This window comes from Microbulbifer sp. 2205BS26-8 (genome assembly GCF_030731025.1).
GTDB classification, from domain to species: Bacteria; Pseudomonadota; Gammaproteobacteria; order Pseudomonadales; family Cellvibrionaceae; genus Microbulbifer; species Microbulbifer spongiae.
Window position 1 is genome coordinate 136,839 of record NZ_JAVAMR010000002.1, and the last position, 14,318, is coordinate 151,156.

12 protein-coding genes, 2 pseudogenes and 1 riboswitch are annotated in these 14,318 nt (G+C 54.8%); of the genes and pseudogenes, 3 read left to right on the top strand and 11 right to left on the bottom strand.

What is annotated here, in order from left to right; all coding sequences use genetic code 11:
• Window positions 1–32: 32 nt before the first annotated feature.
• The 7 genes from Q5Y71_RS01250 to thiC form a co-directional block, all read right to left on the bottom strand.
• Window positions 33–506 (bottom strand): Dps family protein, encoded by a 474-nt coding sequence (locus Q5Y71_RS01250; RefSeq protein ID WP_306039410.1) that lies wholly within the window; start codon window positions 504–506, stop codon window positions 33–35.
• Window positions 507–758: 252 nt separating this feature from the next.
• On the bottom strand, window positions 759–1,511 hold the full coding sequence (locus Q5Y71_RS01255) for a HesA/MoeB/ThiF family protein (RefSeq protein WP_306039412.1): 753 nt from the start codon (window positions 1,509–1,511) through the stop codon (window positions 759–761).
• A complete protein-coding gene (gene thiE / locus Q5Y71_RS01260; protein ID WP_306039415.1) occupies window positions 1,505–3,079 on the bottom strand; it encodes a thiamine phosphate synthase in 1,575 nt (524 codons plus the stop codon). Before thiE ends, Q5Y71_RS01255 begins: the two co-directional genes overlap by 7 nt.
• Before the next feature lie 7 nt (window positions 3,080–3,086).
• Window positions 3,087–3,893, bottom strand: a complete 807-nt coding sequence (locus Q5Y71_RS01265; protein ID WP_306039417.1) for a thiazole synthase — start codon at window positions 3,891–3,893, stop codon at window positions 3,087–3,089.
• Window positions 3,894–3,895: 2 nt separating this feature from the next.
• Window positions 3,896–4,096, bottom strand: a complete 201-nt coding sequence (thiS, locus tag Q5Y71_RS01270; RefSeq protein WP_306039419.1) for a sulfur carrier protein ThiS — start codon at window positions 4,094–4,096, stop codon at window positions 3,896–3,898.
• Window positions 4,096–5,169, bottom strand: coding sequence for a glycine oxidase ThiO (gene thiO, locus Q5Y71_RS01275; RefSeq protein ID WP_306039420.1), 1,074 nt, complete (start codon window positions 5,167–5,169; stop codon window positions 4,096–4,098). The genes thiS and thiO overlap by 1 nt, the downstream gene beginning before the upstream one ends.
• Window positions 5,170–5,296: 127 nt before the next feature.
• Window positions 5,297–7,201, bottom strand: coding sequence for a phosphomethylpyrimidine synthase ThiC (gene thiC / locus Q5Y71_RS01280; protein ID WP_306039422.1), 1,905 nt, complete (start codon window positions 7,199–7,201; stop codon window positions 5,297–5,299).
• A gap of 85 nt (window positions 7,202–7,286) precedes the next feature.
• Window positions 7,287–7,385: riboswitch (TPP riboswitch) on the bottom strand.
• A gap of 289 nt (window positions 7,386–7,674) precedes the next feature.
• Between thiC and Q5Y71_RS01285 the strand changes: the two genes are divergently transcribed.
• Window positions 7,675–8,601: an SGNH/GDSL hydrolase family protein gene (locus Q5Y71_RS01285; RefSeq protein WP_306039424.1), complete on the top strand. Its 927-nt coding sequence runs from the start codon at window positions 7,675–7,677 to the stop codon at window positions 8,599–8,601.
• Between the two features lie 119 nt (window positions 8,602–8,720).
• On the opposite strand, the gene Q5Y71_RS01290 is transcribed toward Q5Y71_RS01285, so the two are convergent.
• On the bottom strand, window positions 8,721–10,271 hold the full coding sequence (locus Q5Y71_RS01290; RefSeq protein ID WP_306039425.1) for a thioredoxin domain-containing protein: 1,551 nt from the start codon (window positions 10,269–10,271) through the stop codon (window positions 8,721–8,723).
• Window positions 10,272–11,282: 1,011 nt separating this feature from the next.
• Here Q5Y71_RS01290 and Q5Y71_RS01295 point away from each other — a divergent pair.
• Complete coding sequence (locus Q5Y71_RS01295) at window positions 11,283–11,552, top strand: hypothetical protein (protein ID WP_306039426.1); 270 nt, start codon at window positions 11,283–11,285, stop codon at window positions 11,550–11,552.
• A gap of 567 nt (window positions 11,553–12,119) precedes the next feature.
• Here the strand turns inward: Q5Y71_RS01295 and Q5Y71_RS01300 are convergent.
• Both Q5Y71_RS01300 and Q5Y71_RS01305 read right to left on the bottom strand, forming a co-directional pair.
• A complete protein-coding gene (locus Q5Y71_RS01300) occupies window positions 12,120–12,698 on the bottom strand; it encodes a hypothetical protein (protein WP_306039428.1) in 579 nt (192 codons plus the stop codon).
• A 187-nt stretch (window positions 12,699–12,885) separates the two neighbouring features.
• The gene (locus tag Q5Y71_RS01305) at window positions 12,886–13,107 is read right to left on the bottom strand and encodes a hypothetical protein (RefSeq protein ID WP_306039430.1); all 222 of its coding nucleotides are present in this window, start codon (window positions 13,105–13,107) and stop codon (window positions 12,886–12,888) included.
• Window positions 13,108–13,370: 263 nt separating this feature from the next.
• Between Q5Y71_RS01305 and Q5Y71_RS01310 the strand changes: the two are divergent.
• Window positions 13,371–14,170 (top strand): annotated as a pseudogene (locus Q5Y71_RS01310) (transposase).
• Between the two features lie 36 nt (window positions 14,171–14,206).
• Here Q5Y71_RS01310 and Q5Y71_RS01315 read toward each other — a convergent pair.
• A pseudogene (locus Q5Y71_RS01315) lies at window positions 14,207–14,318 on the bottom strand (transposase); the annotation flags it as partial.

The window sequence follows — 14,318 nt, forward strand, 5'->3', positions numbered from 1 at the left end:
CCTTGGACGCTACGGCGCCACAGGCCGGGGGATCACTTGCTGCTGGTCGCGCGCAGCATCCAGGCGGTTTTCTCATGTACCCGCATGCGGTCCGACACCAAGGCAATGGTGGATTCATCCTCGCCCTTCTGGGCAGACTTGAGCACATCACGACAGGTTTTGATCACCCGCTCGTGGCCTTTGGTGAGGATTTTAACCATATCCTCCGCAGCGGGAATTTCCACCACTTCCTCGATGGAACTCAACTGGGCAAAAGCCTGGTAGGTACCGGGAGCGGCAACCCCCAGGGTGCGAATGCGCTCGGCTATATCGTCGACGGCATCAGCCAGTTCGGTGTAATGCTCCTCAAACATCAGGTGTAACTCACGAAACAGAGGCCCTGTAACATTCCAGTGGAAATTATGGGTCTGAAGATACAGTGTGTAACTATCGGCCAGCAGGTGCTTGAGGCCAGCAGCAATCTTTTCCCGATCCTTTTCGTCGATACCAATATCGATTTTCTTCATCACTATACGCCCCTTGTGTAGTAGAAGTTGGCCTGTCTCTAAACCCCCTAGTGTATTGAAAAATCACACGCCCATTGAATCAGGCACCAGACACAGACATGAAATACGTCAGAAAAAATCGGCGGGGGTTACCGCAGGGATCAACCGGTGTATTGGCCACCCCTCTGCAAGAAAGAATATCATGACAGCAGGGACAAGAAATACCTCAACCCCCAAACTTCTGTCACCGGAATACCGAAACCGCAGGCCGGGTTAATCCTGGCCACACACGGGGCAATCCCTCTGCCGTTGTAACTGCAGGGATTGTAGCCCCAGGGTTTCAGCTTCCACCAGGTGCAGTTGATTCAGGCTGGGCACGGGCAGCCCCAGTAACCATTTCATCGCCTCCAGCGCCTGCATACTGCCAACCATTCCCAGCGCCGGACCGATCACACCGGCACTGGAGCAGTTCTGCGCTGCGCTGCGCGCCTGCGGCGGAAACAGGCAGGCATAGCAGGGATGCCGGTTTCTGGAAAAATCAAAGCTGATCAGCTGCCCGGAAAAGCCCTGCACCGAGGCCATCACCACAGGGCATCGGGCTTCCCGGCAACTGCGGTTGATCACATGGCGGATTTCCAGGTTATCGGTGCAGTCGAGCATCAGATCCACCTGGCCTGCCTGTTGGCGCAGCCACGGCGCATCGGCCATACGGTTGTGGGCGTGAATGTGTATTGCCGGGTTGGCGGCAGTGAGCTGCTGGGCGGCCACCTGCGCTTTGGACTTACCCAGGTGGTTTGTTTTATAGATCACCTGCCGCTGGAGGTTGGAGAGATCAATACAGTCGCCGTCCACCAGATGTAATGTGCCAATACCGGCGGCCGCGAGATACAGGGCCACCGGGCTGCCGAGGCCACCGAGACCAATCACCATCAAGCGCGCGGCAGCCAGCTTTTTCTGCCCTTCTTCCCCCACCTGGGGCAACAGGATCTGGCGGCTGTAACGCTGTAATTCCCTGGCACTCAACATGGCAACCCCTTCGCGGACGCCGCGGGAACCGCGCCCTCTAGAGCGGTGCGCAGATCTGCAACCGCCTGTACATAATCTTCCGCCCCGGTGATGGCACTGACTACGGCAATACTGCCCACGCCGCTGGCGGCAACCTCAGCAACGCGCTGCAGGTTGATTCCGCCAATCGCCACCAGGGGATAATCCGGCAGAAGTGCCGCCATACGGGCAAGCTTTTGCGGCCCCTGCAACTGTCCGGACATGTCTTTGGTACCGGTGGCATAGATAGCGCCGAGCGCCAGGTAGCTCGGGCGGTACCGGTAGGCCAGCAACAGTTCGTAAAAGCCGTGGGTGCTGATTCCAAGCCTGAGGCCCGCCGCCTGGATTGCCGCCAGGTCGGCTGTTTTCAGATCACCCTGCCCCAGGTGAACCCCGTAAGCGCCGCATTCAATCGCCAACTGCCAGTAGTCGTTGATAAACAGCCGCAGCTGATGGCGTTTGCCAATGTCCACAGCGCGCGCCACCTGCGCGTGCAGATCGCCGCCGGGATTTTTGATACGCAGTTGCAGGGTGCGCACACCCTGCTCTGCCAGCCGCTGCAACCAATCCATAGAATCCACCACTGGATAGAGCCCCAGTTCGGTGCTGTCGGGCATGGCAAAACCCTGCACAAAGGTCTGCGTCGAAACATCGCCAACCAGGCCGTAGGCTGCACTACGGTCTTCTCCGGGCAGCAGTACCTCGGGAAAATCCCGCAGTTCCAGTGGCCAGCCGCAGTGCCCCACCGGCCCCGCGCCCGCCCCGATTCGATCGCTTTTTGCAAGGCGCAGACCGCGCTGCACATAGGCTTTTCCAAGCACGCAGGCGTCCCGCAGTGGATAGCCCAGCGCTCGGCAGGCAGCAATTGCCGAGGAGAGCGTACAGCCAGTGCCATGGGTGTTGTTGCCCAGTACTGCCCTGCCAATCAACCAGTCGGCTTTGTCACCGTCCCAGAGTAAATCGGCAATTTCCCCGGGGCGCAGTTGCGTGTGTCCACCGGTGACCAGTACCGCGCCGCAACCCCGCGACTGCAGTTGCCGCGCCGCGCCAATGAGCGCTGCAGCACCGGCAGGGGCGGTTTGGCTTAACCACTCCAGTTCGTACCGGTTGGGGGTGACCAGGTCGCACAGTGGCAGCAGCTGTTCGAGCACTGGTGCCGCGATACCCTCTTCGGTCAGGCCGGCACCGCTGCTCGCCACCGCCACTGGGTCGTAAATAATCGGGACCGGCTTAACCTGCCTGAGCGCACGCAAGAACTCAGCCACCGCCAATACCTGCCGGGCGTTGGCCAGCAAACCCACCTTGATTGCCGTCGGAAACAAATCCGTCTGCAGGGCCTGCAACTGGGCTTGCAGCACGTCTATCGGCACGGCGTTAATCGAGTCCACGGCACAGGTATTTTGTGCGGTGTTGGCAGTGATGGCCGTGCAACCGTGACAGCCCAGATCGGCAAATGTCAGCAGGTCTGCCTGGATACCGGCGCCGCCGCCCGAATCGCTGCCGGCAATACTCCAGACAATCGGTTTGTTTGTGAAGGCTTCCTCTGGCATCAATAGGTTATCCCTGCGGCAGATGTTCGCCCTGCTGCCAGAATGGCATATCCAGCGTGGGGGTACTCGGGCTGGCGGTCTGGCGCTTGAGCATCAGCCCGGCATTGAACGCCGCGCGCCCCGATTCTATGGAGAGTTTGAATGCCCCCGCCATCGCCACCGGGTCCCGCGCTCTGGCAATGGCGGTATTTAACAGCACCGCATCAAAACCCGCTTCCAACGCTTCCGCTGCCTGCGAGGGGGCGCCGATGCCAGCGTCGATAATCAATGGCACACCGGGCAGGCGCTCACGCAGCATGTGCAGATTGTATTTATTCAAAAGCCCCTGCCCCGTGCCGATTGGCGCACCCCAAGGCATTAGCACTTCACAGCCGACATCCAGCAACCTGCGGCACAGCACCAGGTCCTCGGTGCAATAGGGCAGTACTTTAAAGCCCAGGGTGACCAGTTCGCGCGCCGCTTCGACCAGGCCAAAGGGGTCCGGCTGCAGGTTGTAATCATCGCCGATCACCTCCAGCTTGAGCCACTCGGTACGGAAAATCTCCCGCGACATCTTCGCCAGCTCCACCGCCTCCCGCGGCGATTTGCAGCCCGCTGTATTCGGCAGTAACTGGCAGCCGGTTTCACGCACATAATCCCAGAATACATTGTCCCGCTGCTGCGCCGGGTTTTGCCGGCGCAGGGACAATGTGATGATTTCTGATGCAGAGGCGCGCACCGACTCCCGCATGATGGCCGGCGATGGGTACAGTGCAGTCCCCACCAGCAGGCGGCTGTTGAATTCCCGGCCGTAAAGGACTAACGGATCACTCACACTCACCCCCCCACTACCGGTGCCACAATATCCAGGCGATCATCTTGATGAATCGCAGTTGCGGCATACTCCGTACGTGGGACAAAGCGGCCATTCACAGCCACGGCGAAGGTCTCCCCGCAATACCCCAGCTGCTGCAACAGCGTGGCCAGCGCCATTGAAGACGCCAGCGTGTGGGCTTCCCCATTCACAAAAACCTGCATCAAACCACCTGTAGAAGCTGTTCTGTCACTATCTCTTCCACCTGCTGCACCATTGCCGGAGCCAGCAGATAACCGTGGCGATAGAGACCATTGACACGTATCTGACCCCGGGCATTGTGTATCAGCGGCCTGTTGTCCAACGTGGCGGGGCGGCAGTTGACCCGTGTCTCCACGATGCGCGCTTCGGCGAACGCCGGGTTGAGGGAAAAGAGTGCGGAGGACAGCTCCATACTGGAGCGCACAGAAATCGGTGACATATCCTCACTTTCAATTTCAGTGGCACCAATCACCGTACGACCGTCACGGCGGGGCACAGCATAGAGACTGTAGCGGGGATGCAGCAGACGCACCGGGCGTTGCAAAACCACCTCGCGGGATTCCACCACCATCACTTCACCGCGCACACCGCGCAGCCCCTCAATACCGTCTTTGGCACCGAGGCCGCGACAGTCTATCACGCAGTCGAACTGCTCCTGTCCTTCGGTAAAGCACACCCGGTTTTGTTCACAGCCCACCTTGGTGCGCTCGCGCAGTGTCACGCCCTGCTGGCGCAAAGCACTGAGCAACAGGGGCAGGAGGCGGTGGTTGTTGATATCCGCTTCACCGCGCAGGAACAAACCCTGATCGAAGCGCTCCAGAGCCGGTTCCAGCGCACGCAGTCCGCGCGCGTCCAGGGACTGCACCTGATCTTTTTCCAGCGTACCCAGCTTGCCGTGCAGATCCCGCAGAAACTGTGCCAATTCACTCCTGTCTTTGCCGTGGGCAACCAGCACACTGCCGGCCTGGCGAAATTCCACCTCGCGGCCGGTCTGCTTTTCCAGCTGCTTGCTCCAGTCCATCCAGAGTTTCAGGCCCTCAAGCCCCAAGGTATAAATCTCTTTTTCCCCCTGAACCAGTTCGGACAGGGGCGAGATCATGCCCGCCGCGGCCCAGCAGGCCCCTTCCGGCATCGACAAATCTCCTGCCTCGAACAGAGTAATATCCAGCTCCCGCCGGGATAACCGCCAAGCCAGCAGACGGCCCAGCAGGCCGCCACCGGCAATGGCTATTCTCGCTTTGGCTTCACTAGTCATTGACCACCTGTCACTCCAACCTCGTTTGGGCACCGACCGACAGCAACCACCCTGGTGACTGCGCACAGCGGGTGCCGGTTATTTTCCAGCGGGGAACCAGCGTCTTGAAATCCCTGCCCAATGGTCATCATCCGCCCTTGTGATAGATCTCGCTGCCCATGTCCTTGTACTTGATCGCCATGTCTTCCATGCCTTGTTCCGCCTCCCGCCTGGCCGCGTAATCGCGCACGTCCTGGCTAATTTTCATGGAGCAAAACTTGGGGCCACACATAGAGCAGAAGTGCGCGACCTTGCCGGATTCCTTCGGCAGGGTTTCGTCGTGATAAGAGCGCGCCCGCTGCGGATCGAGACCCAGGTTGAACTGGTCCTCCCAGCGAAATTCAAAACGGGCTTTGGAAAGGGCATCATCGCGTTTCTGAGCGCGGGGGTGCCCCTTGGCCAGATCCGCAGCATGCGCGGCAATCTTATAGGCCATCAACCCCTCTTTGACATCCTCTTTATTGGGTAGGCCCAGATGCTCTTTTGGAGTCACGTAGCACAGCATGGCGCAGCCATAAGTGCCGATCAGCGCGGCACCGATGCCGGAGGTAATGTGGTCATAGCCGGGGGCGATATCGGTTGTCAAGGGCCCCAGGGTATAGAAAGGCGCACCGTGGCAATGCTTCAGCTGCTCATCCATATTCTCCTTGATTTTATGGATGGCCACGTGGCCGGGGCCTTCGATCATGGTCTGTATATCGTGCTTCCAGGCGATTTGGGTCAATTCACCCAGGGTGCGCAATTCACCGAACTGGGCTTCGTCATTGGCATCGGCAATAGATCCGGGGCGCAGGCCGTCACCGAGGCTGAAACTCACATCATAGGCCTTCATGATTTCACAGATTTCCTCAAAGTGGCTGTAGAGGAAATTTTCTTTGTGATGACTCAGGCACCACTTGGCCATAATGGAGCCGCCGCGGGATACGATGCCGGTCGTGCGGTTGGCCGTGAGCGGCACATAGCGCAGTAAGACCCCGGCGTGGATGGTAAAATAATCCACACCCTGCTCCGCCTGTTCGATCAGGGTGTCGCGAAAGATTTCCCAGGTCAGTGCTTCAGCAACGCCATCCACTTTCTCCAGGGCCTGGTAGATGGGCACAGTGCCGATCGGCACTGGGGAGTTGCGTAATATCCACTCGCGGGTTTCATGGATATTGGCGCCGGTGGAGAGGTCCATCACCGTATCCGCACCCCATCTGGTCGACCACACCAGCTTCTCCACCTCCTCCTCGATAGAGGAGGTGATGGCGGAATTGCCGATATTGGCATTCACCTTGCACAGGAAGTTGCGACCGATAATCATCGGCTCCACTTCCGGGTGGTTGATATTGGCGGGAATGATCGCGCGTCCCTCTGCCACTTCCCTGCGCACAAATTCCGGGGTGATTTGCTCGGGGATATAAATACCCTCGCGAGCCTTCTGGTATTCCTGCTCCTCTGGCACACCCCCCTGTTGTGCACGGCCCATATTCTCGCGCACCGCGATATAGGCCATTTCCGGGGTGATGATGCCGCGGCGGGCATAGTGCATCTGCGAAACATTGTTGCCGGCCCTGGCACGGCGCGGGCCCGGCAGTTTTTCAAAGCGGATATGATCCAGCCCCCGATCCGCCATGCGCCTTTGGCTGTAGGCTGCCTGTCGGGAGCCCAGTTGCTCGGTATCGTCGCGCGCCTCAATCCAGGCTTGGCGAAACCGGGGCAACCCCTCGCGCACATCCACTTTGGTGTTGGGGTCCGAGTAGGGGCCGGAAGTGTCATACACCATCAGCGGCGCATTCGGTTCCAGTACCGGATTGTTGGCATCTCCGCCCACAACACTGTCGCTCAGTTCAATTTGGCGGGCGCCCACCCGGATATCCACCGTCTCACCCGGCAGGTAGACCTTGCTGGAATTGGGGAAGGACTGCGCGGAGAGGTTTTTCAGAAAAGACTTTGCGAAATTGCGACTGGCGGCGCGGGAGGCTTTGCCAGACTGCTTGGTAGGTTCGGACATGCTTGACCCCGTGGCTTGCAAAAAATATAGGGCGCAGCGTCCAGGGCAAAAAGTAAGAGAAAAGTCATCCCCGTGGCAAACAGCGACGACTTCGGATCTTGTTCCCTACGCGGAAGTTACCCCGATCAGGTTCAACGGATCTCGCAGCAGCGATCTCAGCCCACAGGCGCTCCGACAAGTTGTTGCGCAGTATAGTGGAAGCCACCGGAGGGGAACAAGGCGTGTCTGTCTGTGCGGTGCCTCTACCCGGGGCAGTATGAAGCCGCTGGACAATCTCTCTGGCCCTTGAGGCCCTATCTTGCGAAAGCACCAGGCGACAGAAGTCCAACCCACTTCAAGTTATCCGAATCTGACCGATTAGTCCACAGTATTCATAATTCCACTTACCGGACTCTGGCTTACAATCCAGCGCGTTCACCGTAGCAGAATGACAACAATAACCTTCGACGAAAGTCGGTGTGGGAGAAACAACCATGTGGAAACAATACGGAGTTATAACAGCGTTAGTAGTCGGTATCCTGTCGGTCGAACCCTCAGTGGCAATCCCCTCCAAAGCTGTCGCCGCCGGTGACAGTATCACCATGGCCTTTGCTGCGGACTGCACTCGCAATACGAATATCCTGGATTTGCTTTGCCTGCTGGCAGGTGATCAGCCCGAGCATTCGTGGTTTGATGGGGATGACAATTCGGTTGACAGTGTGCACGACAAATATAAAGTGACTTCGCCCAATCTGGCGGCGAATAAAAGTGCAGCCGAATCCGGTGCCGAGATGCGCAGTGGCGGTGATAACTTTTCAATACAGGCGGATCGCATTCTTGCCCAGAGTACACTCGCGGATCATGTGGAGGTTGTGCTCGGCGGTAACGATATCTGTAACCGGGACTGTATCGATCCGGCCAATTGCAGTGACCCGCTGTATACCGACAGCGAGTGGCGTTCGGCTATCCGCGCGGGCCTGGATAAACTGGTCGCTGGTCTACCCAATGGCTCCACAATCGTGTTGGGTTCGGTGCCCCGTGTGCAGGACCTGCGCGCTGCGGGCCTGGAAAAGCAGAGCGGGGATTCACGGGTAGACTGTGAAAATGTCTGGTCTACCTTTGGCATCTGCCGAATTGCCACCAATGGCGGCACCTTGAACGGTGAGGATTTTACCACCCGCTATAACGGCATTAGCGCTGCCCAGCGGCGGTACAATGAAATACTGGCTGAGCAGGCAGCGAGCTATAACGGCACAAATGGCGTAGAGGTTATTGCCGAATATACCGGTGAAGACGAAGTCAATGGCGGCACCTTCATGTTTGGCAAAGATGATATTGATGGTGGGGATTGTTTCCATCCCAGTATCCAGGGGCAGAATATCCTGGCAAATATTATGTGGGATGGAAATCCGGATAAATAGTCACTAACTCTGCCCGGTGAACACTGGACCCAGCTATTGTATCCGACAGTTACCTTGCGCCATCACTGCCACATAGTAACTGATTGCCGGGTAAATAGCTGGCCCAGCCTGAACACGGATCAATCTTCGTCTTGAGCGGCGTCTTCATCAAAGTAACCAAGCTCTTCCACCACATACTGTAAGCGGTACGGCAGCCCCTTGCGCATTAAGGTAACATCAACGATCCGACCACTGGTGAGCGCTTCCCACAAAGTGTTTTGCCCACTGTGCACCCAGCTGTCATTCACACGCAGTAACACATCATTTTCCTGCAGGCCAAGCCCGGTAAAGAATTCACTGTCTGTAATACCCTCCAGCCGTAACAGGTGATGCCCCTCCAGTGCCAGTTCCGCCTGGGTGAATTTGGCTTCCAGCAGTTCGCGCTGGTCCAGTTGTTTGCGCAGCCATTCCTGCCCCAGGGTCAACACCCCGGATGGTTCGATTAACCTGCGGGTGCCGGGTCCCAGAGGCTGCTCAATCCGTTGTCTGGCTGCCTCGCTTATTGGTCGGGAATCGGTGAGCGGAATATCGGTCCCCGCCTCGCCCCGAAGTGGCAGCCTTTCCAGGCTGCCGCGATTGTCAATGACCGCAAATCTGTCATAAAGCCGCAGCAGGGATACGTTGGGCAGCAGTTGTTCCCCCAGGGTAAAATAGCGTGTCCGTGCCTGTTCCACCTCGATCAATGCTTTCGTGTTTTCCTCGACACTCGATGCACTCACTCCTACCAGCGCCAGAGGCAGTGTGGTCATAGGCAGGTTTCTGTCATTGACCCCACCGGAATCCCGCCATACATACGGCGCACCCGGAGAAACCCCCATTGCACGCAACTCCCCCTCCACCCAATAAGCGTACTGTTCAAACGTACGCGGCCCCTTCTGATACAAACCGTTGATCAATACCACCGGAACATTGTTCAACCCCAGGTCTATCGCCATTGCCCGGTCTTTCAGCACTTTTGATCGGACATCTGCATCTGCCAGACACTGCCGGAAGCGGACCTCATCGAGCTGTAAACGCTGCGCCAGGGCTGCATAGAGTTTCCCGTCAAGCTTGGGGGTTTGCTCATATAAAGCATCGTGGTAATGACTGTAGGCACCCTGCGCTGCCGCACAGCGGGCTGCATGAGCGGCCGGTATTCCCTCCCTGTGGAATTTCAGCGGGAAATCAAAGTGCGCCTGCCCTGTCCACCCCGGATAGTGTTCAGCCAGCCGCCTCAGCACCGGTTGAAGGGATTTACAGTGTGGCGACTGGAAAGAGCAGAATACGGAAATGGTAATAGGGGCCTTGGGATTGCCGCGCAACAGGTTGGAGTTGCCGGGCAATTCAATCCGGGGGGGGACCGGGACCGGCAGGAGAATTTCTACTGCCTGTTTGTGGTACTTTTTATCTGCCAACTCATAAATCTTGCCCACACGCAAGCCATACTGCATCTCTGCCAAATCATACAACGCCAGTTGCAGGGCGTTGTCGATCTTCTCAAGGCGGATCTCCCGGCCCCCAATGCGCGCAGCCAAAGGCGATTGGCCGGTGTCTGCTGCCCTGGGTACCTGCTCATACTCCGTGCAGGCCGTGAGGCAATAGAAGAGCACATTCTGCAGGGAAAGCCAAAACAGACCATTTCGCTTCTTCATATCCCGCACGCTTTTTTTCGTTATTTACGCAGATACTAACAACCCCCTTTGACAGGACCTACAACCCGGGGCCAAAAGGCGACAAACCCTTCCAAAAAATGCGTACCAGGTTATGTTTTTTGCAGCCACAGACGGTGGTTGATAAAAACACCGCGATGGGATGGTGACCTTCCACCCGGATAGCCCCTGCCAAGATAGGTCCTGCAATGCCCGGGAGCGGATGGCTGCTGCCCTGATGCACCACAAATGGCTACGCAGCGGTGGGAAACACAACTTGGCGTCGCCTAAAGCTTCAGTTTGATTGCAGTCTTTGCGAAAAGCGCATACCGTAAGTCTGCTGCCACAGCACCCAGCCGCTTCACCGGCGCAGTCTAAGAATAATAAACAGATAAACCATACCGCAATGATCATTATTTATCCCGCGAGCGCCCCGTAACCGCAACGCTCGCAGGTAATCCATACACAAATAAACAAAGAAGGACCGCATCATGACCGCGTAAATGATAGAAAAACGCCACCCCCCGGTGCACGAACACCGAGGAATGGCTAACCCCAATAGATAAACGAACTATCTAGCAGGCTGCTGAAAAACTCGGATTTTGAATTAAAGCATCATCATCTTGAAGTTTTAGAATCAAAAAAACACTTGTTTTGTAGGCTCTGAATTTTCTGATTTTATAAGAGTTAAGGTAAAAATTTCGTTAAAGGGACTTTTTCAGCAGCCTGCTAGCGAGGCTGTCTTGAATGATACGCCATACACTCGTTCGTCTTCAATAAAGGTCTTTTTGAAGGCGTGCATTCCGGGTCACTCCTGCCCCCGGCGGCGGAGTGTGCTGTGGCGTTGCGTGATGATTGGTGTGGTCTTTTACTTCAGCCGCGCACCGCCTCTCTGGCTGCGCACCCTGCACATTGCACTTTGCTTTTTTCACTCAAGGATTACACCTGCGGTGGGAGAAACCGCACAAAGCATTGCGCCTTTCCGCCACAGGCGACATAAGGAGCCTATTCAAGATGCCTATATTACCCTGTCGATTATTTCAGCCAGTGGACCTGGGGGATTATTTCACCTTCACGCTGGTCGCCATCAAAGAGAACTCCGTAGACCTGCATATTGCGCCCGGTAGGGGTAACCAGGTGATGCGGGCTGTACGATTCCTGCAATGGTTGGACGAAGCCTACCCACTGGACGAAGCCTGTGCGCTGGAGGAGGAACCAGCTGATCGGCCCCCGGCCATTATCAGACCGCTCAAGTGGCAACCCCATAAAAAAACAGAGCGCTGAAGGCCCTCGAATATCTGTGCAATCCAGGCCGTACCGCAAACGCTTACCTTCCTGTGCTGTCATGGCGGGAAGGTAGGCGCATAAATACAGAGGGTTAAATTCAGCGGTGATTTTTGGGATACTGGTCGCAGGAGTGATTCACCCAGCGGGGTTTAGTATTTTTTGAGGAGGCAGCCTTCGGCTATGAGTAAATTCTAAGCCAAGCGCTTCTTTAGCTTGTTCTCGTATCCCAGTTCCCTGGGATGCTTGACTGCATTGACTTCCGGTTTGACGTACTTGCTATACAAACTGTAAATGCTGCCGTTGGATATGCACAGATTGCGGCAGATATCTCCGACCTTGTCTCCAGCCTTGTCTCCAGCCTTGTGTTGCTTGATCGTCTTGATGAGTTAATCTTCAATGTACTTTTTCTGCAAGTAATTTTTTCAGATATTATCGCGAAATAAGCTCACATCGACCCAGCTACAGAGCCATGGCCGAAACCGACTCGTGCTATTTTTTCAATATAACCAAAATAGGTTGGATATGTTCTGTTTATTACTGATCTGTGTTTACCACACACATTTTTTAGCCACGACAATTCTCATATGCCTCCACGTAGGGCTTGTCAAAACATGCAATAAAACCATTAACCACATCCAAATTCATTTTTTTACCCCACCAGTATTCAGGAAAGTTTGGGTAAGCTTCTTTGGTTATTGTCTCCTGCAGCTCAATTTTTTCTTTTGCAGATTTTAAACCAGGCATATCCGAGTTAATAAAAGCTATCGTCGCATCTACGAAAGCATTCCAATTTATCCAAGCCTTATCTTTCATAGGGGAATAGCTCATAGAAAAATAGTTCTTTGCTTTTTCATAATTCCCGGTAGATGCCAACATCTGTCCAGCATGCATATTGAGTATGACATGCTTGTTTGCAAGCGCAGGGTTCATATTCACATATTCTATAAGTAAATCTGCAGCGATTTGATAGCATCCGGCTTCGTAAAATGGCCGCCAGCCATCAGTTTGGGACTGATCAAACTCCCAAAACTCCAGGCGTATCACTCGCGCCTTTTCTTCCTTGCCTATCACACAAGATTGATCACCTCCATATGACATTAACGGAAGATTAAATAAAATTAAAAATAATAGCGCCCTTCTCATAACTGTAGCTCCTCCACTCTACCGGACATATAGAATATTTATAGGATTTTCTGCAACTTCTATTTTCAGAATCACTCACTTAGAAGCTGGGTGGTAACAGTACTCCAATTAAAAATTATTCGCAACGATCAGTTCATTTTTTCGATTGCATATTATAAACTGTGTCTAATGTAATTTAGCTTATTCCTTAAGATATAATATACTCAAATGTGCCAAATAACTTCCACTCCATATCAGCATACTCATCATCGTGACTAACTGTACCAACAAGCCCTGGTTCTCCAAAATAGTTTATCTGTTGAGAGAATGAGAAGACCAAATTCTGGCAGGATTCATACAACAAGAAAATAGCTTCATTTCTAACGCCCTCTCCCAAGCGATCTGGAAAAGGAATCGACAAATATGGCATCACTTGATTCCTATCCTGAATCGGGTGCATCCAAGGCTAACGGACTTTGATTGTACTGGTATAAGTTGGATTCGTATAGTAAGAAAAATTAACAGAAGAATGTTGCATCTAAACCAAAATTAAAAGCTAAAAAAGGGGTCTGGTGGTCATATATAAGCGGTGGGAGTTATAACCGAATCTGGTGTTTAAGTGTTTGAAAAAAAGCAGCGTATCTGGTTGATTTGTTGTCGCCAAACAATGAAACCAATCAGGAATACGCCGCTATGGATAAGAATACCGTAGTTGAGTTTACAGGTCGACAGGAAACCGCAGACCCGCTGACTGAATTGCTGCGCCGGGGCGCACGGGAGCTTCTACAGCAGGCGATAGAGGCCGAGCTGTCCACTTTCATGGAGGGGTTTAAGAATCGCCGCCTGGACAATGACCGTGCTGCCGTTGTTCGCAATGGCCACTTGCCTGAGCGCGACATACAGACCGGGATTGGCCCCGTAAAAGAGCGAGGCATGAACGCCCCAGAACTGGCAATTGGTGACGGCGCTATAGGGTTCTGGGCGGCGCTGGAAGAAACCTACCCCGAGACACGCCAGCAGCGTTGCTGGGTACACAAGACGGCCAACGTTCTCAACAAATTGCCAAAAGCGGGCCAACCTAAAGCCAAGCGCTTCCTGTACGACATTTGGCAAGCTGAGACAAGGGCCGATGCGGAGAAGGCATTCGACACCTTCATCAAGACGTACGAAGCCAAATACCCGAAAGTTTCCGAGTGCCTGCTAAAGGACCACGAAGAACTGATGAGCTTCTACGACTTCCCGGCAAAACACTGACAGAGCATCCGGACAACGAACCCGATCGAGTCGACGTTCGGGACAATACGACACCGGACCAAGCGCTCGAAAGGCTGCCTATCGAGAGAAGGAATGCTACACATGCTGTTCAAGCTGGGAATGTGTGCAGAAGAAAAGTGGAGAAAGCTCCGGGCTTTGACTACCTTGCCAAGGTCATCACCGGAGCGAAATTCAAGGATGGAGAGGAGGTGACAACAGCCGGTCAGAGCGCTGCTTAATCAGGCTTGTTGAACACCAGAATTGACAATAACTCAGATTTCCTTCAGGTCAGCCGTAACCGCCTTGTAGTCCTTCCAGGAGACATATTTCAGCGAGTTCCGCACCATGTGCACGATGCACAGCTGAACCTTAGCCTCAGGGTATTCT